Here is a 24,120-nt window from a genome sequence, read left to right on the forward strand (position 1 = left end):
AACTGAATTTCTTATGAAATCAAGAATTAAGCCAAAAAGGCACACATTAAAACAATAAATAACTTAAAAATTAAAATAACATGATATATTTTTATATACTAAAAATCGCTAATAAAAATCGTACCCTCCCCTACCCGCACTAACTCTTCTATGAAGGGCTAACCGGGAGACGTAAGCCGGCAACCAGGAGGTAACAAAAACACATCATAAAATAATATAAGTTTATTTATTTAATTTGAAAAAAATTTCGTCTTTCGTGCCAGGCAATGCAAAAGAAGCGTATCAGGTAATTAGCCTCCGACTTTCAGAATAATGATATCGATTTAAAATATAAATCTGCCATTATGTATCGATCCTGATTCGAATAACCCAGGCATTAAAAAGTTATTTTTTAGCATATATTTCATCTGGTATATTTCGTAGAACGAAGAAGCGGTTCTCTATCCCGGAGTGCAAAAGATATACCCGCTTATTAAAATGTAAAATCATTCTATACTAAAGAGGGGCAAGATTATTTTTCCCGTAAAATGGCTGCATGAATACATCCAGCATTTTACGCCACTATACATAGGAAATAGATCACTTTATTATTTTGCTTGCTATCATGCTCTGGAGATAACCGGCATGTTCCGGCCGATAAATTTGTAAGAAAACCTTTTTCCCCTGGTTAGGCCGATGACATGCCCCGACCGGGCATATTTGTGGAAAACCTGCTTCTCCATTCAGGACGCTGACGTGTTCCGACCAGGCATGTTTGTGGGGAAACCAGCCTCGCCGTTCAGGTCGCTGGCGCGTCCCGACCGGTATCTCCGGCGTGCCTCTGCGGGAGAGCCTACTTTTCCGTTCAGGTCGCTGACGTGTTCCGAGCGGGCGTGTTTGTGGGAAAACCAGCCTCTTCGTTCAGGCCGCTGGCGCGTCCCGACCGGCACGTCGAAGTCGCTGACGCGTACCTACCAGTATACAAAAAAACCTCCTTCGGGTGGGAAGGAGGTTTGTCGTCTGAATCAGGATATGGCTTAACCCCAATGCGGATGCATCAGTTGATCCAGGAAGTATCGTCCATGAGAAGGGTCGATCACCAGCATACACAGCAGGCCATACAGGGAACCCCAAAGGTGCGCGTCGTGGTTGACTACTCCCGATCCCCGGCGCGCCAGGTAAGCCGTATAGGCCAGGTAAAGGACTGCAAAAATGATGCTGGGCAGCTGGATAATAAAGAAGATACCGATCTGTTGCCAGGGATTGAGATAAATTGTGGCAAAGAGTATGGCTGCTACGCCGCCGGAAGCTCCTAGTGAAGCGTAGCCGGGTATATGACGTTTTTTGAAATAGGAAGGAATGCCGGCAACGATAATTCCCGTTAGATAAACTATTGTAAATCTTTCTGGACCAATATTTTGCTCCAATAATTCACCAAAAAAATAAAAAGTGATCATATTAAAGGCCAGGTGCATATAGTCGACATGCACAAAACCCGATGTGAGGAAGCGGTAATACTGTTCGGGGCTATGCATCCGTGCGGGCCACAAGAGCAGGTTGTTCAACAGCCTTTCATTGTTAAAGGCCAGTACCGATACCACTACAGTAACGATAATGAAGATAAGGGTGACTGTCATGCTGCGAAGATAATGATTGCAGGGACAGGGCAAATGCGGGCATGCGAGATTTTGGCAGGATAACTTTACATTTGCTGCTGATTGAGCAAACTATATCCTGTTTGAACCTCCCTTTTTTTATCGCCCGCCGTATTGCGGCCAACCGGAAGGCCTCGTTTTCCCGGTTCATTATACGACTGGCCACGGTGGCCACAACCCTTAGCGTGGCGGTCATGATCGTGGCCGTAGCGGTAGTGTTTGGCTTCAAGGAAACGATAAAGGATAAGATGTTTGTGTTTTGGGGGCATATCCAGATCGCGCCATTCAACCCCAACCCAAGCTCTATCCTGTCGCCCTCCCCCTTTGACGGCAATCCGGTACTGCTGCAACATATAAGGCAGGAGCCGGGTGTACGTTCGGTCCATCCTTTTGCCGTAAAGGCCGGTATCCTCAATGCCGGACCCGTTATGGAAGGGATCAGGCTCAAGGGCGTAGACCGGGATTACGATTGGAACAGCAACGCCGAGATCCGTTTTTCGGGCAAGCCTCCCGATTTCGCAACCTCCGGCTATGCACAGCAGATCGTGTTGTCGCAATCTACCCTGGACAAGATTAACCGGAAGACAGGTGATACGGTGCTCGTGTATTTTATCGATCCGGAACAAAGCACGCCCCGCTACCGCAAGCTGGAGATATGTGGCGCCTTCCATACAGGAATGGAGGAAGTGGATAATAATTTCTGTTTTTGCGACATCAGGCTGCTGCGCCGCATCAGCAACTGGGATAGCAATGCGATCAACGGCTACCAGGTTAGTCTCAACGATTACCGCCTTTCCGATACCATTGCCAACCGTATCTATCACAAGTACCTGGAGCCGCCCATGACCCGCACCACCATGAAGGAATTGTATCCCAATATCTTTAACTGGCTGGAGCTGATGAATACCAATGCGTATATCATCCTGGTCATTATGGCCGTGGTAGCCGTGATCAATATGGCCACCGCCTTGCTGATCTTCATTATGGAACGTACCAATATGATTGGCACACTGAAAGCGCTGGGCATGCAACCGGGCAGGATGCAACTGATCTTCCTGTACCATGCCGCCAATGTAGCCGTAAAGGGTATCCTGGCCGGCACCTTGCTGGGCGTTGCTTTTTGCCTGCTGCAGTATTACACCCATTTTATCAAAATGGATGAAAGCGCCTATTATATGACTTATGCACCGGTGAAGCTGGTGGCCTGGCAGGTACTGCTGATCGATGCCGGCACTTTTCTCTTTTGCCTGCTGGTGATGCTGCTACCGGTATTGATGGTACGAAGCATCAATATTGTAAAGGCTTTGCGGTTCAAATAGGTTAATTAAGGTTAAACTTCAGGAGGCCTTGCGTGTTTCCCGTTTATTTTGCTGCATCGATGGAAATAATTGTCCTGCTTTTGAATCAAATTTTTATTTTTGCTAGCCTTTGAAACAAAAGAAAGGTTTGCCGGGAATGGGTTTGTTGACCGATGCCAGAGCGAAGCGGCCGGGCCAAGGGCACTTAAAAGATACAAGATGAAAAAAGCACCTTCTTATATATATTCGATCATAGGCATTTCACTCGTCCTGTTCCTGCTGGGCACTATAGGCTGGATGGCCATTAACGGCAGGGCATTATCCCGTTATTTTAAAGAGCAGGTAGAATTACAGGTGATCCTGCACGACAATACCAGGGAGGAAAAGACAAAAGCGCTGGAGACGATGCTGCAGCAACAGCCGTTTGTAAGCAAAGCAACGGTGGTGACCAAGGAGGAAGCTGCGCAGCAAATGACGAAGGAAATGGGTGAAGACTTTATGCAGCTGCTTGATGCCAATCCACTATATACTTCGGTTAAGATAAATCTTCATTCGGAATATGTGAATACAGACAGCATAGACAAGATCAAGCAATTCCTGCTACAGAGCAATATTGTAAGGGAAGTATCGTATGAGCGCACCGTGGTAGACAAAATGAATGCCAACCTGCGCAAAGTCGGTATCGTGCTGGGAGTGATCGCGCTGATCCTGTTCATTGCCGTGATCATTATTATCGACAATACGGTACGCCTGGCTATGTTCAGCAACCGGCTATTGATCAAGACCATGCAGATGGTGGGCGCCACACGCTGGTTTATTGCCCGTCCCTTTGACAAGCGGGCCATTATTACCGGCCTGCTGAGCGGCCTGATCGCTGTGGCCGGCCTGTTACTCCTCATGTATTTTGCCGGTTCGGTGCTGAGCGAGCTCAATGCGATCCGCGACTACACCTCGCTTGCGGTGCTCATGGCCGCTATATTGATGCTGGGTGTGCTCATCTCGCTGCTGAGCACGCATCGTTCGGTGGTTAAATACCTGAAGCTAAAGCTTGATGATCTTTACTAAACGATCCGTTTATCATTTTAATACCCTATTTTTGGCCACATAAATTTTTGAAACCATGGCAGTAACCACTTCCACAAAAGATAAAGGAAAAAAAGACAGCCGCTTATTCCTGTTTGACAAGACCAATTATTATATCATGTTTGCTGGTCTCGCCCTTATCCTGCTGGGCTTTGTGCTGATGGCGGGGGGAAAAAGCAATGATCCGCACGTTTTCAACAAAGAGGAGATCTATAGCTTCAGGCGGATCACGCTGGCGCCGTTCCTTATTATTGCCGGCTTTGTTGTGGAAGTGATCGCGATCATGCGCAAGCCCAAATCCGTCGAATAACGCTTTAGTAAAGATATTTTTAAATCATTGTAAGCCTTGAAACCCGGTTTCAGGGCTTTTTCTATGTCTCCTCTCCGCTAATCACCCACCCTATATCTTCCGTTCCATTGAGCATTTCCCCAATTACGAACAGTTGAGGAAGCTAAGCCCTATGCAAAGGAAACTTAAGAACGGTATGAAATTTATCATTAGGAATATTTTCCGCCAGGAAATATACTTGCAGCTACCAGCAGATCCGGCCCTTCTCATTTGCCAGGGACAAAATCAAAGTGTTACAAATATTGTTTTGAGCTGCATTTGTCTTCCTATCCGGAACTGCTTCTTCATAATAAGATTATCTGACTATCCGGATATAGGAAACAGGATACAATTTGCTTCCCATTAAACGGTTGCTGAGCTTGTCGAAGCATCATCTTTGTCCTTTCGACAAGCTCAAGGACCGGCTTTGTTTCCTATATCCGTATAGTCACTTAAGATTATAGTACCGGACAACATTTCACAGTTACATATACTTTAGCTGCTGATTACAATCCGGTTTTCCATATACAATAGTTCATCTGTTTTTCTAACCCACTTATTTCCTCCTCTTATCTACCCGATTCGGGTACCTACATTTATGTGCAGGATGCACATTACAAATCATCTAGATATTTATCTATAATAATTATGTCTATAAGTTTCCTTTTACAGAAATTTTATACAAACTTGACATTTGCTTAACACAACATTAAGTTTAACATACTTAAAGAGCGCGTCAGGGGGCAATGCCGAAAACCCCTGACCTAAAAACACCAAGCTAAAACAGAGTAGGCATTACCCAAAAACACCATCCTGATGATGAGAACAATTACACGGCTGTTCCCGGCATGGCGACAGCACACCAAAACCCTGCTGCTAACGACACTATTAAGCGCTGCCGGCACCAGCGCCATAGCGCAATTCCCCGCGCCTTACTGCAGCGTTACCTTCGCCAACGGCGTGGAACCGATCACGCTGGTCCAGTTTGCCGGCATTAACAACACGACACCAGCACCCATAGGCGGCACGGCCCATGAAGACTTTACGGCCATTCAGGGAACGGTATACCAGGGCTTCAGCATGCCTATCAAGCTGAAAGGCAATACCGATGGGAGCTTTACCAGTTATTTCAGGGTATATATCGACTGGAACCAAAACGGCTCTTTTACCGATGCCGGCGAATCGTATGATATAGGAACCATTGCCAGTTCAAACGGCACAGACGCCAAGGAATTGAACGGCAATATTGCTACGCCGGCAGGCGCCACATTGGGCGCTACCCGCATGCGGGTGATCAAAAAGTTCAATGCTTATCCTACCGATGCCTGTACCATAGGGGGCGGCACCACACAGTACGGACAAGCGGAGGATTATACGCTCAATGTGATGGCGGCGCCCTGCACCGCGCCGGTGGCCACATATGCCATCGTACCCGACTGCAGCAACGGCCAGTTTTCTATCAGCGTCAACATCAGCAATATGGGCAGCGCAACGAGCATTGCCATCAACGATGGCGCCACAACCCTGGGCACGGCTTCCGCGACAGGTAGTACTGTGGTAGGTCCTTTTGCCTCGGGTAGCTCCAAGACACTGACATTGGTACATAATGTCAATACGCTGTGCAACGTTACATCGGCAGCGCAAGCCTATATATGCCCGGCTCCAAATGACGATGTGGCCAATGCTATTACAGTCCCGGTAAACGCAGATTTTAATTGCACTTCCGTTATAGCCGGAAGCACGGCAGGCGCCAGCGCCAGTTTACCGGCTCCCTCCTGCCGCCCCACCGGCGCCAATGATGACGTATGGTTTAAGTTCCAGGCTACCGGGGCAATACACCGGGTATCGTTGATTAATACAGCGGGTGAGTCTGATATGAATATGGTCGTGTACAGCGACCTGGGCATAACGGAAGTTCCCGGCGGCGGAACCTGTGCCAATGTAAGCGCTCAATATCTGACAGGGCTTACCGCAGGACAGACCTACTACGTAAGAGTATTTACCTTCGTAGCAACTGCTGCAACCTCAAACTTTAATATCTGTGTCGGCACACCGCCTCCACCACCAGCCAACGACGAATGTGCCAATGCCATTAATGTGCCTGTCAATACCGGTACAACCTGTACATCGGTTATTTCAGGGACGCTGGCCGGTGCTACGGCATCGGCGGGTCCTGCTTCCTCCTGCGGCACTTACGACGACGATGTATGGTTTTCCTTTACAGCATTGGCCAACGCTCATACGATCACGTTGCAAAATCTTGCCGGCAGCACGAGTGACCTTACGTTCCAGGTACTGAGCGCCTGCGGCGCATCCACGGCAATGGTATGTAGCGATCCGCAAACAGCGCTGGTAAGCGGTCTCGTTCCGGGCAACACTTATTACCTGCGCGTAGCCAGCTATACGAGCGCCGGCGGGCAAACCAGCACCTTTGATGTCTGTATCACCACTCAAGTGATGAATTTTGTGTCTACCACTACCATACAGGCTTCTTCTTCATCGTTAACCGCCGGTACCGTTGACCAGCAGATCCTGCGTGTAGCGGTAGTAGTAAGCGGCACCGCCAATCCCCTGTCTGTAACCCAGTTGGATTTTAATACCACGGGATCTACCAATGCAGCAAATATCGCAGCGGCTAAAGTATATTATACCGGCACAAGCAACACCTTTGCCGCTACTACTCCCTTCGGAACGCCGGTAAACAGCCCGAGTGGTTCCTTCAGCGTGACCGGTAACCAGGCACTGACCGGAGGGGCCAGCAACACGACCAATTATTTCTGGCTGGTATACGATGTCAATTGCGCGGCAACCAGCCCCAATGTACTCGATGCCCAATACACATCGGCAACTATAGGCACGCCACGTACGCCCACTGCTACCAATCCCAGCGGCACCCGGGCGATTACCAACGCATCTTTTACGGCCAGCACCAACCAGCCCATGACCTCGACGGTGTTTACAGGCAGCACCGATCAACAGGTGCTTAGGGTGGCGCTGACCGGCTGCGCCAATACCGCGGTCACATCCATAGCCTTTTCCACTACGGGCAGCACAGCCCCTGCAGACATTACTGCAGCCAGGGTTTACTATACAACGACGACGACCTTTGCTACAGCAACACCGTTTGGCAGCACAATACCCAATCCCAACGGCGCCTTTACCGTAAACGGCTCGCAAACGCTTGCGACCGGTACCGGCTACTTCTGGCTGGTGTATGATATCTCGGCTACCGCTACGGCGGGAAATGTTGTCGACGCGTCCTGCTCTTCGGCAATGATCAATGGCAATACAGCAACACCTACAACTCCCAATCCTACCGGCACCCGCACTATCTTGCAGGCACTGGTTAATGACAACGCTTCCGGTGCGATGACGCTTACCCTGGGCTCTGGCTGTACCGGTGCGCCTTATACCAATGTCAATGCATCGCAATCGGCAGGCGAGCCTGTAAGCAATTGCAGCAGTTCCTCCGGTTTTCATACGGTATGGTTCAAGTTCACTGCTCCTGCCAGCGGCGCTGTAAGGGTAAGCACAGATATGGGTTCGGGAGGAACGATGACCGATACACGGTTAGGGCTGTTTACCGCGGCCGATCCCTCAGTATATTCCGGGTTTAGCATTATTGCTTGTGATGATGACGGCGGCAGCTTTATTCTGGATCCCGATGATGAAGAAGGGTATATGTCGGTGGTGTACGCTACTGGCCTTGTGCCCAACCAAACCTATTATGTAGAGGTTGATGGCTTTTCCAGTTCAACCACAGGCACCTTCTGTATTGCGGTTGATGAGCTTTCAAGCAGCATGCTGGCCACCAGCGCAGACTGCAATTCCGATGTTCAGATCCCGGAGCCCAGCACCTTACCGCCCATGTATACCGGTTGGGTTCCGTTGATGGATGCCAGCAGCAGGCTGATCGCATTGGTGAGAAATAATGCAGGAGGATCGGTAGGCAATTTTACGCCGGCTCAGAATATCAATACCGGCGCCATTCGCCAGGATGCAGGCGGGCGGCCTTATCTCGACCGCAATTTCAGGATCAGCAACAGCACTACGGGCAGCTACGAAGTACAGCTGTTCCTGCTCAACAGCGAACAGGCTGCGCTACAGGCAGCCGATCCCTCGGCGTCGCTCGGCAATCTGAATGTTACCAGGGTTACGGGCGAATCTTCCTGCAATAATAATGGCAGCGGCACTTATTCACTGCTGACACAGACAGAAAGTAACACGGCCAACGGCGTCAGCTGGATAAAGTTTGCAACGCCCGGCTTCTCGAATTTCTTTATCAGCAGCGGCACAACGCCCCTTCCTGTGAAGCTCCTCAGCTTTACCGGCAAAAAGGTTGGAGCAAGCCATATCCTGACCTGGGAAACCGCCGAGGAACGCAACTTCAGCCACTTCGAGCTGCAGCGCTCGGCCGACGGGCGCCAGTTCAGTAAGCTGGCAACCCTGCCCGGTAACAAAAAGGGTAACTATAGCTTTATCGACGAGCGGCCGCTGAACGGTATGAACCTGTACCGCCTGAACATGGCCGATGCCGATGGTAAGGTGGTGCTTTCTGACGTGGTAACACTGATTAGAACCCAAGCCGGCCAAATGGCCGTAGTGGTGTCGCCCAACCCGGTACAGCAACAGCTACAGGTACTGCTCGATGGCCATGCCGACGGCAAGCCTGAGCTGCAGCTGATGGACATTACCGGCAGGGTGCTGCAGACTGTAACCGTTACCGGTGCGCAGGCAACGATCGATATGAGCCGTTTGGCAACGGGCAGCTATTTGCTCCGTTATGCCGATAACAGCCAGCAATCCGTGATCAGGATCAGCAAGCAATAAATAAGCCCGGCACCATTTTAAGCAAAAGCCTCCGTATACGTGATTACGGGGGCTTTTGTTGTCAACAAACGTTAAAAGCAGGAAATCTAAACAGCTCATTTTCAAGGTTAAAACCGTTTCGCATTACCGGCAAATATCTGTTTACCATACTCATAACCAGGATATAATCCAGTAAAAGCGGGCAATATGGTCGTTTTTTAAAATGAGTTACAAAAAGTTTGCAAAGTGTTAAAAAAAAGTTTACATTTGACTCAACTTAGCACTTCAGACTGACCGGCTGCGGCCCGGTCCTGTTTATACAAAGGGCCTTGCCCTTAACCAAGAACCACACATAACCAAATATGGATGACCAAGCAGCCCTTCGGGCTTGCCTTGAATTCTTTTGCAGTGACCAAAGGCCGGAAAATCCTGTGTTAAACCTGTCCAGGAGGGCCGCAATTTAAACTTATGTCTATGAGAAAAATCGACACTTTCTTCAAAAGTATCTCGAAAGGAAAAATGGCAACGCTCTTTGGCGCGCTGGCCATGGCAGCTTCGGTATCGCTGCAGGCGCAGACAAATATTGCCAATTACACCTTTACACAAAGTACAAGTACCTACACCCCGATCACCGGGGGGACCGTAGTGGTAGCGGCCAATACCAATTATGACGATCTGAACTCTTCAGCCATTACAATTCCTGCTTTTCCTTTTGGAGGCGCTTCGATTACGACAGTGTATGTAAACAGCAATGGCTACATTACCATGGGCGGCTCACACAATGTCGGCGAATATACGCCACTATCAACGACCGGAACCGGAGTGAGCGGCGTGGTCTCGGGCTTAGGCTGCGACAACGGTTACAGTTCTGGAAACGGTACTACGGGGGCGACTTCAGAGATCAGATGCCAACAAATAGGCGACGAATTCGTCGCCCAATTCCAGGATGTAAAAAGGTGGAATTCGACCAACGAGCGGATCACCTTTCAAATCCGGCTGAATTCAACCACCGGAACGATTAAAATTATTTACGGTGGTACTATTGTGATAGGCAACAGTACTACAGCGCCGCAGGTGGGCATCAGAGGTAACAGTACCACATGGAGCAGCAACGTCAATAACCTCCGCTTACTGGATATACCAGCAGGTACGACCTGCAACTGGAGCAATATGGTTACGGGCAATAATAACAGCGCTACCATGACATTATCCAGTAGCAATACGGCACAAGCCCCCAGCAATGGTCTTACTTATACGTGGACATCAGCTACAGCGCCTGCCCCTGTGCGGACGTTCAGTGCGGTGACCAATATTACAGGCAATTCCGCTACCGTCGCCTGGACTGCTCCTACAGGTGCTACCCAGTATAATATCCAGTACCGCATACCGGGCACCTGTGCCTGGACCAACTTTACAGGCAACCCTGTAAGCACGGCAACCGCCAACATAACAGGCCTCGCACCTTTGACCTCCTACCAGGTAAGGGTTCAAAGCGTTTCCGGTACCAATACCTCTATCTGGTCGCATATTCCTAGTTCGAGCGGCACCGGAGATGGTTACAGCGCCACAGGCACTTTTACTACATTACCAACTTGCGGACAGCCAACAGCGGTTACCGTACCCGCTGCATCGATTAATTCCACACAGGCTGTAGTCAACTGGACCGCCCCCACCATAGGTCCGCCTACGGGCTATAAATGGGAAGTAAGAACCTCGGGCGCCGCCGGCAGTGGCCCCACTGGTCTTGCAGCCACTGGTAACAGTACAACTGCAACCGCGACACCGAATACACTCACCAGTGCAACAACTTATTCGGTGTATGTAAGAACCCTCTGTGGTGCATCAGACAGCAGCATCTGGACCTCGGCTGTAAACTTTACAACGTTGTGCACTACGCCCGCCCCCGGTGCAACGATTGCTTCAATATCGACCGGTCTTTGTGCCGGCACTACAGTTGCGTTTTCGCTTACTACCGCCACGCCCGGGCCTGGCGTTACCTATCAATGGCAGTCTTCTGTGGATAATCTGACTTTTACAAATATATCGGGAGCGACTTCAGCGACATATACCGGCCCTGCAGTTGCCAAATATTACCGCTGCATGGTCAAATGTGCCGCGGGACCCGATAGCACGGCGTCAGGACCCGTGCAATTGACTTATAACAATAACATTGCTTCCACTACCAATGTCCAGCGCTGTGGTGTGGGTACGGTCGACCTGATGGCATCCGGCCCCGCAAGTGCTACCTTAAAGTGGTTTGCTGCCGCAACCGGTGGCACGGCTATCGGAACCGGCAGTCCGTTCACTACGCCTTCGATCAATACCACGACCACCTATTATGTAGCGGCCGAAACAGGCGCTCCGTCAACTGCTACTATAGGTACCGCTACTACGCTTACCGGTGCTACCAACCAACCAACAGCATTTTGCAACCGCTGGAAACAATACTGGTGTCAAATGGTGTTTACAGCTGCAGAACTGACCAGCGCCGGACTCACCGCCGGCAATATCAGCGGTATCACCTTTAACATTAATACCCTTGGCGACGGAACCAATGTTACCAATTTCAGGATAGCGCTTGGCACGGCCCCTTCCACATTGACCGGCTTTACGACAAACGGGCTAACAAACGTCTATGGCCCCGCCACCTATACCCATGCCATTGGTGTCAATACAATTGATTTTGACGGCTATTACAATTGGGATGGCACATCCAACATATTGGTTGATATCCGGCAAACAGGAAATGATCAAACCAATAACGCGCAGACCTATTTTACAGCTACAACCAATAACACCTGCGCCTCTGCTACCACCAGCTCTACCTCGCCTGACCTGTCAACTACCAGTCCAACTGCGAGCCTGAGTATGCAAAGGCTGAATATCGTGTTTAAGCAACCGGCCTGTAGCAGTCCCCGTATACCGGTTACTGCCACAGTCAATGCCCCGCCCACCTTTACAGTCACTGCTAATAAAACCGTTTGTAACAATGCGATAACCCAACTCACAGTAACCTCTAATCAAAGCAGCTTTAATACCTACATCTGGAGTCCGGCAACCAACCTTTATACCGACGCAGGCGCAACTGTAGCCTATGTTGCAGGAGCCAGTGCGGCTACGGTGTATCACAAATCTGCAACAGCAGCCGCTACTACTTATACTGCTACCGCCAACAACAGCACCACCCAGTGTGCTGCTACTGCTACAGTGGCCGTTACCGTACTTCCCGCGTCTGCAGTAGCCATAGCCACACCGGCATCAATCTGTGTTTCCGGCACTACCTCCCTGGCATTAACACCCGCTACCGGTTATGGCGCAGCGACCTTACAATGGCAGTCTTCAATGAATAACAGCACTTTTGTAGACACTAACGGTACCGGCGTCACCTATACCACGCCGGTGTTGAATAGTACCCGGTATTACAGGGCTGTGATCAAAAACAGCGATGGTACTGTTTGCTTCAATTCGGTATCTGATACTGCCAAAGTGTATAATCCTTTGATCTCCGGCACAACGCCTGCTACTCGTTGCGGCCCGGGTACAGTAGTACTGGGTGCTACGACCACGGAAGGTACTCCTAAATGGTATGCTGCTTCTACCGGCGGTGCTCCTTTATTTACCGGCTCATCCTTTACCACACCTACTATAGCCGCGAGCACTACTTTTTATGTCTCCGGTGCGGCTGGCGGTGCGGCTGGCGTCGCCACTATTGGCGCCGGCGCGTCAACCAGCCTTTCCGGCAGTCCGGATTTTAGCGGCATCAGTCCCTATGCTTATCACTACGGCAATTATAAACACCAAATGCTACTTACTGTAGCCGAACTCAACAGTGCGGGTATCGCGGCCGGACAAATAACCTCTCTTGCTTTTGATGTTGCTACCGCAGGATCACCGGTTGCTGCTTTTAATAATTTCAAGATTACCCTCATACCCACTTCACAAAATGCGATGACGGCGACCTTTGTAACGGGTGGTACTCCAGTATACTCCGCGGCCAGCGTAACACCGACTGTAGGTATCAATACTTATACATTTAGTACACCTTTCATCTGGGATGGCGTTACCAATATCGTCGTACAGACTTGCTATAATAATGATAATAGCGGTGTTGTAGCCAGTAGCGCAGAGGTTAAATACGACAACACCAGCTTCGTTTCCCAGGCCATTTACAGGGTGGACGGTATACAAACCGGCGGTGTATGTGACTTTGCGACTGCTAATACCAGTAACGATGGCCCCATCATATCTAAAAGGCCTAAGATGCTGCTTGGATATAATGGGTCCTGCGAAAGCCCCAGAATACCTGTGATCGCTACCGTCAATCCCCTGCCCACCATCGCCGTGACCCCTAACGGTACGGTTCAGGTATGCACAGGCAGCACCACTACGCTCACGGCTACCGGCGGCGGTACTTACCAATGGAAAAATGCTTCCGGCAATATCGGCGGCCAGACCAACGCTGCCTTCACTACCGGTAATGCCGGCACTTACAAGGTAGTCGTGACTACACCAGCCACCGGCTGCTTCGACAGCTCTGCAGCCATCACCGTAAATGTAAACCCCATACCCGTAGTAAACCTCGGCAACGATACCACGTTCTGCTCAGGCAATACGCTGACGCTGAATGCCGCCAACGCCGGCGCTACTTACCTGTGGAACGACAACAGCACCAACCAGACCAGGGCGGTGACCAGCACCGGTACTTATTCGGTGAAAGTGACCAACAGCAGCAACTGTTCCAAGTCAGACACCATTAATGTGACCGTTAATCCCTCGCCCGTTCTCGACCTGGGCAACGATACCAATATCTGCCTCGGCGTGAACTATGTGCTGAATGCCGGCAACCCGGGCGCCACTTACCTGTGGGATAACGCGACTACGGCGCAAACCCGCGCGGTAACCAATACCGGCACTTATTATGTACGGGTACGCAACAGCTTCAACTGTATCGCACGCGATACCGTAACAGCAACCTTCCTACCCACCCCGATCGTGAACCTTGGCGCTAACCGCGACATCTGCGCCGGCGCCAGCGTGACCCTTGATGCCGGCAACCCCGGTGAGAGCTACCTCTGGGACGATAACTCCACCAGCCAGACCCGCACGGTGAATACCACCGGCACTTATCATGTAACGGTGAGCAATATCGCCAATTGCCGCGGACGGGATACGGTAAATGTAACCGTGCATCCGCTGCCGGTAGTCAACCTTGGTAATGACACTGTGTTCTGCCATGGCAATACCCTTACCCTGAATGCCCGTAACCCGGGCGCCAGCTACCACTGGAACGACAACTCTACCAACCAAACCCTGATTGCCGGCAGCACCGGTAATTACAATGTGGTGGTAACCGACGGCTATGGCTGTGTGGGCACCGACGATATCAATATCCTGGTTAAAGATCCGCCCAGCGGCAATATCAATGCGGTGTACAGCAACGATGCGATTTATGTGTTCAATGTGCTGAACGCGCGTTATGTATCGGGCTATACCTGGGACTTCGGCGATGGCAGCCCCAGGGTAACCGGAGCCGTGGTACAACACCAATATGCTAAGAACGGCATCTATAATGTTACCGTAATGCTGGCAGGCGAGTGTAGCGATAGCCTGGGCCGAAGCCGTACCGTCGACGTATTCGACGCCACCGGCGGCACTGGTATCCCGCAGGTGAATGATAGCAAAGACCTTCTGCTGTACCCCAATCCTGCCAGGGACATCGTTACACTGGAGAACAAGCTTAACCTGAAGATGAAGCATATCACGGTGTACAATGTAGTAGGACAGGTGATCATCGACAGCAAAGCTGACAGTGGCGACAAGCATATCCTGCATACCGGCACCTATGCTCCCGGTGTATATACCATCCGCATCGAAACGGAAAGAGGCATGGTGACCCGCAAGTTTGAGATCATGAAATAAACGGGTCAAAAAATGAATCAAAAAGGGCTGCTCCGACCAGGGCAGCCTTTTTCTGTAATGCAAAGCCCGAACGGGCGATTTGCAAATCTTTTACTTAATAAAAATCAAATAATCCGGCGGCGGTGGCTCTTTATCCTGGCCCAGACCCGATCATCCTGCTAATTCCGTTAACTTTAAGGTATAAAAGCATTGAGCGTATGCCCTTTTTCAATCAGGAAGCGGAGACCATGAACCTGGACCAGCTGCGGCGCCTCCAGGACGAACGCTTGCGCGATAAAGTCCATCTTCTTTACAACCGGGTGGCCTTCTACAGGGAGCTGCTGACGGCGCAAGGTATTACTCCCGATGATATTCGCACCGTTGCCGACCTGCACAAGCTGCCTTTTACCAAAAAGGATGCCTTGCGGCAGCAATACCCTTTCGGCCTGTTCACGCTATCACGTAGCGAAGTAGCCCGCTTGCATTGCAGCAGCGGGACCACCGGCAAACCCATCGTAGTAGGCTATACCCGCAACGATATCGATCTTTTTGCCGAGGTGGTCGCCCGTTCTTTATCGGCAGCGGGCTGCCAGCCAGGAATGCTGCTACAGAATGCTTACGGCTATGGGCTCTTTACCGGCGGGCTGGGCCTTCATTACGGCGCTGAAAAACTGGGGATGACCGTGCTGCCGATATCGGGCGGCGGTACGGAGAAACAGCTGATGCTGATGCAGGACTTCCAGAGCGAAGTGATCTGCTGCACCCCATCCTATGCGCTGACACTGGCCGAAGAGATCAAAAAAAGGAATATCGATCGCCGCCGCATTAACTTGAAATATGCTGTTCTGGGCGCCGAGCCATGGACCGAAAGCATACGGTCGGCCGTGGAAGAGGGCCTGGGCGTTACCGCTACCAATATCTACGGGCTCAGCGAGATCATGGGGCCTGGCGTGTCGCAGGAGGACTATGAGGAAAAAGGCAGCGGCAGCTATATCTGGGAAGATCATTTTTATCCCGAGGTCGTTGACAAAGACACCGGAGAGCCCCTGCCCTACGGTCAGCAAGGCGTGCTGGTATTCACCACCCTGACCAAGGAAGCCATGCCCCTGCTCCGCTACTGGACCAATGATATCACGAGCATTTATTACGATAAAAGCGTGAAGCGCACACATATTAAAATGGCGCCCATTGCCGGCCGGGCCGACGATATGCTGATCATAAGAGGCGTCAACCTCTTTCATACCCAGGTAGAAGCCATACTGGAGCATATTCCCACGCTGAGCGCCAATTACCAGCTGGTGGTAACGCACAATGGCACAATGGATGAAGTAGAGGTAAGGGTGGAGGCTGAGGCCGCGTTGTTTGAAGCGCTGTCGCGCGAGCACAGCACGCCGCTGGAATGCGACAGGCTTAGCTATGCCGCCGACCACCTGCGTAAAAAGATAAAAGACGATATAGGGCTTTCTATGAAGGTAAGCCTCACCGAACCCGGAGCGATTCCCCGTAGCGAAGGTGGTAAGCTCAACCGCATCGCCGATCTTAGAAAAGGATAGCATATGGACTTCGACAAACAGGACATTTTACGACCTCTGGCGGCCGACACCAGGCCTTTCGGGCTTATTCTTGCTACCGCCGTCGCGGAGAAGCAGCGTTCCGGCGCTTCCCTGGGCTATAGCCATCGCGACTATTGCGGTATGGGCATGGAATACAATGAAGGTGTGTACTGTTACGGCGAGCTTTGGGATGGCGGATTGGACCGTCCTATGACCTTTGACAAAGTAGAGGCCTTCATAGCATGGCTTACCGCACAATCGACCGCATCCCTGGCCCGGCTGGAAGATGACGCATTTTACCAGGGCAACCAGGTCATCACCAGGGAAAGACTGGAAGATTTCCTGTTACAACAATCTTTTTAGCATTACAAAATGGAATCACATCTCACACCACAGGAAGTACTGGATATTATGATCGCCCGCGACCGGTTTACGGCATGGCTGGGCCTGAATATAGACGAGGTGGGCGAAGGTTATTGCCGCCTGCATTACCAGGTAAAGGAAGACATGCTCAACGGATTCGAACGTATCCATGGCGGCGTCTTGTTCTCCGCATCCGATTCCGCATTCGCCTTCGCCTGCAATTCCCACGGCCTCATTACGGTAGCCCTGGACGTATCCATTACCTTTACGCGTCCGGCGGTAGCAGGAGATAAGCTGTTTGTCGAAGCCCGCGAAGTGCACCTGGGCAATAAGACCGGCCTCTACGATATTCGCACCACCAATGAAAAGGGCGAGCTCGTATGCCTGTTCAAAGGTACCGCCTACCGCACTTCCGTGAAAGTAACACCCGGGCCAATAAACAGATGAATTAATGAAGCACCTGCTGCCATTACTTATATTACCTTCCCTGCAGTTACACGCGCAGCAGGCCTACGATCATTTGCGTAAAACAGGCACACTGTTTTCGGTAATGATCGATGATAGCGCGCGTCTTATTGTTACCCGGAATGCCGACGGAAAGCGGATCCTGGACGAATCGCTTTCGGAGTATGATGCCGGCGTGCATCTCGACGACACCAGCTATGGCTTGCCCTACCGCATATGGGATATCAATTTCGATGGTTACGACGATCTTTCCTTTTCCTCTTCCAGCGGCAATGTACAGCGCTTTGAGGCCGTATATCTGTACGATCCCAGCCGGAAAACATTGGCATACCAACAGGAACTGAGCGAGATCGCCTGTCTCGATGTCGACAGGAAGCGGCGCCTGATCACCGGCAACTGCTTTCATTCAAGCGCTGCAGAGAACTGGACCGAGACCTACCGCTGGCAGAAGGGGAAACTAATCCTGGTAGAAAAAGAAGGCACAATGCCCTGCCCCGCCGATCAGGATTGCTATTATACCTACAAACAAAAAAGGATCAAGGGCAAAATGGTATACGTGTACAAAGACAAAAACAAATTATAAGCTTCTGGCGTATTCATGGATACAGCATACGAAAACAGGAAAGTGGGTCTTCGCGGCTTTGATGTCAATGTGACTTACAGGCCTGCGGATAACAGCCGCGGCACGATCGTGTTCCTGCACGATTCGCTGGGTAGTGCAGGTCTCTGGCGCAACTTTCCCTACCAGATGGGAATGGCTACAGAATGCGCTGTATTGCTCTATGACCGGCGGGGTTACGGGTTGGCCGATCCCTTTGCTACCGGCTACCGGCGGCAAACAGACTATATGGAAACGGAAGCGGAACTGTTGGTTGAGTTGCTGGAAGCCTGTGCGATAAAGCAACCCATACTCTTCGGTCACAGCGATGGCGGAACCATTGCGCTTCTGGCGGCAGCAAAGTATCCGCAGGTATTTAAAGCTGTCATTACCGAAGGCGCACACATTTTCGTCGAAGACCTGACGCTCGACGGTATCGAAAGAGCCCGGGAACAGTTTGACACGACATCGCTGAAAGAAAGGTTGGAAAAGTACCATGGCGATAAGACGGCTACGCTTTTTGAGGCCTGGGCCGGAACCTGGCTGAGCCCCGAATACCGCGACTGGAACATTGAGCCATGCTTACCTCAGGTCAGCTGTCCGGTATTGGTGATACAAGGCGCCGAAGACGAGTATGGCACACTGGCACAGGTGGAGGGAATTGTACAACAGGTATCCGGGCCTGCGGAACGCTGCGTTGTGGTCAATGCAGGACATTCGCCACACAAGCAAAGCGAGCCATGGCTGATCGAACGTTGCTATACCTTCCTGGAGCAGCACGGCTGCCTTGATGTTTTATCAGAATCATAAAATCACTGTATGCATGGAAGCCTTATTCAGGGAAATACGCCGGCTGATCGCCGCAAAAGATTTTGAAGCCCTTGCCCGGCTGGATATAAAGGCCCCCGCTCGGTTCAACTGGGTACAGGAAGTCTTTGAGCAGATCCACGTGAACGATACACCCGATGCCACAGCACTGCTGTGGACCGACGGCAGGCAAACGCACCGCTATTCTTTCCGCGACATCAGCGAGCGCAGTAACCAATTGCTGAATTTTCTAAGGAACAAAGGCGTCGGGCAACACGATGTCTTGCTAACCCAGATGGGGCTTCAGCAAAGCAATTGGCTGGCCATACTGGCGGCCATCAAGGGTGGTCTGCGTATGGTACCTGCAGCCACAATACTGGGCGTACAGGACATTGTATACCGTTTCGGCAAGCTGATGCCGCGGATCGTGATCGCCGATGCCGGCAATGCTCCCAAGATCGATGAGGCCGAAGCCTTGTCGGGACGGCAGGTAGCAGTTAAGCTAATAGCCGAAGGCACACGTCCCGGTTGGTATTCGCTGGACGATGTGGCTGCGGAAAGCATGGTAGCAACAGCAGCACCCACACTGGCCGACGATCCCCTGTTCCTGTTCTTCACCTCGGGTACTACCGGTATGCCCAAAGTGGTGACGCACACACACCTCAGCTATCCCTTCGGCCACCTTACCACTGCTGCCTGGATAGGGCTACGGCAGGAAGACATCCACTACAATATTTCACAGCCGGGTTGGGCCAAGTTTGCCTGGAGCAGCGTGTTTGCTCCCTGGAGCATCGGCGCAACGATATTTGCGTACCACCAGGAAGGCCGCTTTAATGCCAAGGATACGCTTGCCATGATCGAAGCGCATGGCATTACCACCTTTTGCGCACCGCCCACGGTATTGCGCATGCTGATATTGGAAGACCTCAAGGGTTACCGTTTCCGGTTCAGGGAATGTGTCGCTGCCGGGGAGCCATTGAATCCCGAAGTGATCGAAATATGGAAGGCACGGGCATGCTGATCCGCGACGGCTTCGGCCAGACAGAAAGCACCTGCATGGTCGCCAATCTTCCGGATAGTCATGTTAAGTTCGGCTCCATGGGCAAGCCTGCTTTCCTGTACGACGTAGTGGTCGCCGACGACGAAGGCAATATACTGCCCGATGGGGAAGAAGGCAATATATGCGTGCGTACCGGTACCGGCAAACCCAATGGTATTTTCAAAGAATATTTCGATGATGCGGAAAAGGGAAAAGAAGTATTCCGGCACGGCCTGTACTACACCGGCGACAAGGCCTACCGCGATGAAGAGGGTTATATCTGGTTTGTAGGCCGCGACGATGATGTGATCAAATCGTCCGATTATCGCATCGGGCCTTTTGAGGTGGAAAGCATACTGCTGGAGCATGAGGCAGTGCAGGAATCGGCCGTGGTGGGTAGTCCGCACGCGGTAAAAGGATACGAGGTAAAAGCATTTGTTGTGCTCAACGCCGGCTACAATGCCGGTGAAGACCTGGCCAAAGACCTGTTTGCGTATGCCAAAGATAGCCTGGCCCCTTATAAAATGCCGCGGCTGCTGGAGTTTGTAGCGGAGTTGCCCAAGACTATCAGCGGTAAGATCCGGCGCGTAGAGCTAAGGGCCCGCGAGGCCGAAGCTAAAGCAAAGGGATCGCAGCCGGAGCAGGAGTACAACTATAGGAAAATCTAAGCGGCAATTTGCCTTTTTTTAACAATGGTATTTATGAAAATAAGGCGTGCATTAAAAATGCATGTCCTATTTTTGATCTACCTATGGCAGAATTATATCATAATCGCTACAGGATACCGTCGTCGCGACTGGCCACGTGGGATTATACCAGCGAAGGCATGTATTTTGTCACAATTTGTACCCATCGCCGGGCACATTATTTTGGTGAAATCGTAGAGACGCCATGCATGGCGTCTGATCAGGTTGTTGTTCCGGAGACGCCAGGCATGGCGTCTGATCAGGTCGTTGTTCCGGAGACGCCAGGCATGGCGTCTCTACGACCGACGGCAATGGGCCTAATTGCCGAACAGGAATGGTACCGTACCATGGCATTACGCACCGATATGCGCCTGCAATCCGGCGAATTTGTGGTGATGCCCAATCATATCCATGGCATCCTGATCATCGGCGCCAATCCTTTTAATCAAGGCATTCCCGCCAATCAAAACAGGTTTGGCCCTCAATCACATAATTTGGCCTCCGTTATCAGAGGTTATAAATCAGCAGTAACGATTTACGCCAGGCAGAATGGTATCTGCTTCAACTGGCAAAGCCGTTTTCACGACCACATTATCAGGTCTTACGAAGAATATGAACGGATCGCCCGCTACATCAGGAACAACCCGCAAAAATGGGCTTCCGATAAATGGTACACACCGCACGAAGCTAATGCCGGTTAATCCTAATTATTTATGGCTGTTCATAACAACCCTGGCCCACAGGATCACCAAAACGGTCCACAGCAATATACCCAGGCAATAATAGAGCCAAAAGCTATGCCAGTTTTTCTTTTGGTTTTTCGCGCGGTAATGGCTGAGCAATAGCCAATGCGGCGCCAGCACGAACAGCAGTCTATCACGAAATCCCGGCCGCAGCGAGCCGTATTCCGTGCCTATTACCACAGACCATCCCTCAATCCATAACCACGCAGGGAACAAGAAGGGAAGTGTTACCAGCAACAGCCGATAGCGCAGCGGAAATTTCTGAAGTTCCGGCGCGCGTGTGGTATTGGGTGCTTCTCTTTTCTCCAATTCCTGTATGACTGCATTTCTTACCATTTTGTTCAGACAATTATTGTGCTTCAGGATCTGTAATTGCTTTGTGGAAAGAAGATCGGTTTTCATGAGGATAGGAGAAAGCGTAAAGATACATTGCCTGCTTGTTCTTTTCCAGGAGCAATTTTACATCGGGATATTTGCTAGCTTAGCATTTCGAAAAGCAATGACTACTTTTACCACTACCATACACCAGTTTGAAGAGAACGGCGACAAGACCGGCTGGACCTATATCGCGATACCTGCCGATATCGCACAGGAAGTTTTCCCGGGTAATAAAAAGGCATTTCGTGTCAAGGGGAAGCTGGATCATTTTGCGATCAGTAGTGTAGCGGTAATGCCTATGGGCGATGGTAGCTTTATCATGGCCATTAACGCGGCTATGCGCAAAGGGATCGGTAAACGCAAAGGCGCCATGCTCAAAGTAAACCTTGCAAAGGACGATACGCCACAGGAGATTGTGCCGGAACTGCTCGAATGCCTCGCCGACGATCCCGAGGCGCTGGCGCACTTCCGCAGCCTGGCGCCGTCGCACCAACGCTACTTCAGCAAATGGGTGGATGAAGCCAAGACCGAACCTACCAAGGTCAAACGCCTGACCTTATGCCTTTCGGCGCTTGCGCGGAAGATGGATTACGGCGCGATGATCCGCGAGCAGCAAGGGAAGAAGGGTTAGTATTGAGTAGTGAGTAATGAGTATTAGGTATTAAGTATTAAGTATTGAAACCTGGAGCTTGGAATTTAAGATTTGCCAATTACCAACTGCCAATTGTCCACCTGGTAGGTAAAAGCAAAGGGCGCAAAAGATGAGTGAGACTATTGGGATTTGGAACGTGGAATTTAAGATTTGAAAATTGCCAACTGCCAATTGTCCACCTGGTCAGTAACCGCAAAGATCGCTAAGCTGTACGCAAAGGGCGCAAAAGATGAATGTGAATATTGAGTATTGCCAACTGCAAATTGCTAACTCTGAATTTGCCCATTACCAGCTTATAGCGATTCAGACCCTGATACTTTGCGGATAATGAAACAGGTCGTCCTTATCATACTTCCGCTTCACTTCCTGTAAACGGCCGTAGTTGTCGCCATAATAAGCCTTCTCCCAGTCTTTAAAATTAATATCGGGATAATTGCGGTAATGCGCCTCAATGCCTCCGTTGCGGAATAAAGTCTGTATGTCTTCGAAAGCCTTGACCAGTCCCGCTTCCTTGCTTTCCAGCTCCCAGTAAGCCTGAAGTTCACCCAGGTAAGCCAACTGGCGATGAGGATAGCAGGACGTGCCTTCAAAAGTGCCGTCGGCGATTTTCCCGCCCAGGGTATTTACCTGGAACACGATACCGGGATTGCCCGCTACGAGGCCAAACAGGGCTTCCTTCACCTGCAAAATATCTGCTTTGCCCCGGTACAGGCCGGCCGAAGCATTCTTAAAATAGAGGGGGCCTTTTCGTCCGTAATAACGCTTCATCGCTTTAGGCAGATCGGCGTTAAGCGTAGGGCTGGTGCTATCGGCCAACACCGTCAATGGAGCGATCAGCTGGTCGAATCCCGGAATACTTTTATAGGTTGTGATCAATATGGTCAGTGTTTTTCCATTCAGCACATACGCCGCAAAGGCCTCCTCGGGTATTTTTTCGCTCACGTCAAACCAGGTGCTTAGTGAGCTTTCGAAACGTTCCACGTTCATGTTGCGGAACTTGAGCACATAGCTGTCGAAGGTAGGCGGCATGTCGTATGTTTTGAACCGGAAAGAAGTAACCACGCCGAAATTACCGTTGCCGCCTCCTTTGCAGGCCCAGAGCAGCTCCTTGTCATCCTTAGTCGTGTAAACCCTCCCATCGGCGCCTACCATCGTGAGCTCCAGCAGGCTATCGCAGGTGAGGCCATACTTGCGGCTGAAAAAACCATAACCGCCGCCCAGGGTCAGTCCTGCAATACCCACGGTACCGCAGGAGCCGGAAGGCAGCAGACGCTTCCGGGGAAAGAGCCCGGCCTGGACCTCCTGAAGCAGGCAGCCAGGCCCCATCAGCACCTCATCGTTTTCCAGCCAGCTGATCTTTTTCATCAGGGAAACATTGATCACCATGCCGCCATCGTTGGAGGAGAAGCCTTCAAAGCTGTGACCACCGCTTTTTACAGCGACCTTAAGCTTCTCTGCCTTTGCCTTTTGTATGGCATATTGCACGCCCTTTTCGGTACGGCATACGGCGATGTATTTGGGCAAATGCTTTATTCTTTTATTGAAAGCCATATTAAAGTCGGCATAGCGCTGGTCGTCGCGGGTCAGCAGCAGTATATCCTCGTCGCTTACTTTCAACTCATCTCCGCTGTTGTCTTCCGCCCGTTGATCCTTTTTCTGCTGACCGCCATCAGCCTCCTGCTCTGTGTTGCTGCTGCTATGATTGAAGCAGCTCATAAACGGCAGGAAAGCCAGGCCCAGGCCCATCATCTTCAGGAATTCTCTTTTGGTATAGGTTTTGGACATA

General features: G+C 50.9%; 17 protein-coding genes. 14 read left to right on the plus strand and 3 right to left on the minus strand.

What is annotated here, in order from left to right:
• Positions 1 to 1,016: 1,016 nt before the first annotated feature.
• Positions 1,017 to 1,616, minus strand: a complete 600-nt coding sequence (locus DZK30_RS16955) for a rhomboid family intramembrane serine protease (protein ID WP_118975363.1) — start codon at positions 1,614 to 1,616, stop codon at positions 1,017 to 1,019.
• A gap of 101 nt (positions 1,617 to 1,717) precedes the next feature.
• Here DZK30_RS16955 and DZK30_RS16960 point away from each other — a divergent pair, with 101 nt between their 5' ends.
• From DZK30_RS16960 to DZK30_RS17020, 13 genes are all read left to right on the plus strand, one after another.
• Positions 1,718 to 2,953: an ABC transporter permease gene (locus DZK30_RS16960; RefSeq protein WP_162903174.1), complete on the plus strand. Its 1,236-nt coding sequence runs from the start codon at positions 1,718 to 1,720 to the stop codon at positions 2,951 to 2,953.
• Positions 2,954 to 3,151: 198 nt separating this feature from the next.
• Positions 3,152 to 3,997, plus strand: a complete 846-nt coding sequence (locus tag DZK30_RS16965) for a cell division protein FtsX (RefSeq protein WP_162903175.1) — start codon at positions 3,152 to 3,154, stop codon at positions 3,995 to 3,997.
• Positions 3,998 to 4,052: 55 nt separating this feature from the next.
• Positions 4,053 to 4,325 (plus strand): DUF3098 domain-containing protein, encoded by a 273-nt coding sequence (locus DZK30_RS16970; RefSeq protein ID WP_118975366.1) that lies wholly within the window; start codon positions 4,053 to 4,055, stop codon positions 4,323 to 4,325.
• 834 nt (positions 4,326 to 5,159) lie between these two features.
• On the plus strand, positions 5,160 to 9,173 hold the full coding sequence (locus DZK30_RS16980; RefSeq protein ID WP_118975368.1) for a BNR-repeat neuraminidase N-terminal domain-containing protein: 4,014 nt from the start codon (positions 5,160 to 5,162) through the stop codon (positions 9,171 to 9,173).
• 453 nt (positions 9,174 to 9,626) lie between these two features.
• Positions 9,627 to 15,071, plus strand: a complete 5,445-nt coding sequence (locus DZK30_RS16985; protein WP_162903176.1) for an Ig-like domain-containing protein — start codon at positions 9,627 to 9,629, stop codon at positions 15,069 to 15,071.
• Between the two features lie 197 nt (positions 15,072 to 15,268).
• The gene (locus tag DZK30_RS16990; RefSeq protein WP_118975370.1) at positions 15,269 to 16,603 is read left to right on the plus strand and encodes a phenylacetate--CoA ligase family protein; all 1,335 of its coding nucleotides are present in this window, start codon (positions 15,269 to 15,271) and stop codon (positions 16,601 to 16,603) included.
• A gap of 3 nt (positions 16,604 to 16,606) precedes the next feature.
• Positions 16,607 to 16,966, plus strand: coding sequence for a hypothetical protein (locus DZK30_RS16995; RefSeq protein ID WP_118975371.1), 360 nt, complete (start codon positions 16,607 to 16,609; stop codon positions 16,964 to 16,966).
• A gap of 9 nt (positions 16,967 to 16,975) precedes the next feature.
• The gene (paaI, locus tag DZK30_RS17000; protein WP_118975372.1) at positions 16,976 to 17,413 is read left to right on the plus strand and encodes a hydroxyphenylacetyl-CoA thioesterase PaaI; all 438 of its coding nucleotides are present in this window, start codon (positions 16,976 to 16,978) and stop codon (positions 17,411 to 17,413) included.
• Positions 17,414 to 17,417: 4 nt separating this feature from the next.
• Complete coding sequence (locus DZK30_RS17005; RefSeq protein ID WP_162903177.1) at positions 17,418 to 18,014, plus strand: XAC2610-related protein; 597 nt, start codon at positions 17,418 to 17,420, stop codon at positions 18,012 to 18,014.
• 15 nt (positions 18,015 to 18,029) lie between these two features.
• The gene (locus DZK30_RS17010; protein WP_118975374.1) at positions 18,030 to 18,839 is read left to right on the plus strand and encodes an alpha/beta fold hydrolase; all 810 of its coding nucleotides are present in this window, start codon (positions 18,030 to 18,032) and stop codon (positions 18,837 to 18,839) included.
• Between the two features lie 13 nt (positions 18,840 to 18,852).
• Complete coding sequence (locus tag DZK30_RS26290) at positions 18,853 to 19,857, plus strand: AMP-binding protein (protein WP_205529478.1); 1,005 nt, start codon at positions 18,853 to 18,855, stop codon at positions 19,855 to 19,857.
• On the plus strand, positions 19,836 to 20,543 hold the full coding sequence (locus tag DZK30_RS26605; protein ID WP_205529479.1) for an AMP-binding enzyme: 708 nt from the start codon (positions 19,836 to 19,838) through the stop codon (positions 20,541 to 20,543). Before DZK30_RS26290 ends, DZK30_RS26605 begins: the two co-directional genes overlap by 22 nt.
• An 83-nt stretch (positions 20,544 to 20,626) precedes the next feature.
• Positions 20,627 to 21,262: a transposase gene (locus DZK30_RS17020; protein ID WP_118975375.1), complete on the plus strand. Its 636-nt coding sequence runs from the start codon at positions 20,627 to 20,629 to the stop codon at positions 21,260 to 21,262.
• A gap of 6 nt (positions 21,263 to 21,268) precedes the next feature.
• Here the strand turns inward: DZK30_RS17020 and DZK30_RS17025 are convergent, their stop codons facing one another.
• On the minus strand, positions 21,269 to 21,706 hold the full coding sequence (locus DZK30_RS17025) for a hypothetical protein (RefSeq protein ID WP_118975376.1): 438 nt from the start codon (positions 21,704 to 21,706) through the stop codon (positions 21,269 to 21,271).
• A gap of 97 nt (positions 21,707 to 21,803) precedes the next feature.
• On the opposite strand from DZK30_RS17025, the gene DZK30_RS17030 reads away from it, so the two are divergent.
• Positions 21,804 to 22,313, plus strand: a complete 510-nt coding sequence (locus tag DZK30_RS17030) for a YdeI/OmpD-associated family protein (protein ID WP_118975624.1) — start codon at positions 21,804 to 21,806, stop codon at positions 22,311 to 22,313.
• 324 nt (positions 22,314 to 22,637) lie between these two features.
• On the opposite strand, the gene DZK30_RS17035 is transcribed toward DZK30_RS17030, so the two are convergent.
• Positions 22,638 to 24,119: an FAD-binding oxidoreductase gene (locus DZK30_RS17035; protein ID WP_118975377.1), complete on the minus strand. Its 1,482-nt coding sequence runs from the start codon at positions 24,117 to 24,119 to the stop codon at positions 22,638 to 22,640.
• Between the last annotated feature and the right edge of the window lies 1 nt (position 24,120).

It is taken from the genome of Taibaiella koreensis (assembly GCF_003545715.1).
Lineage (GTDB): Bacteria > Bacteroidota > Bacteroidia > Chitinophagales > Chitinophagaceae > Taibaiella > Taibaiella koreensis.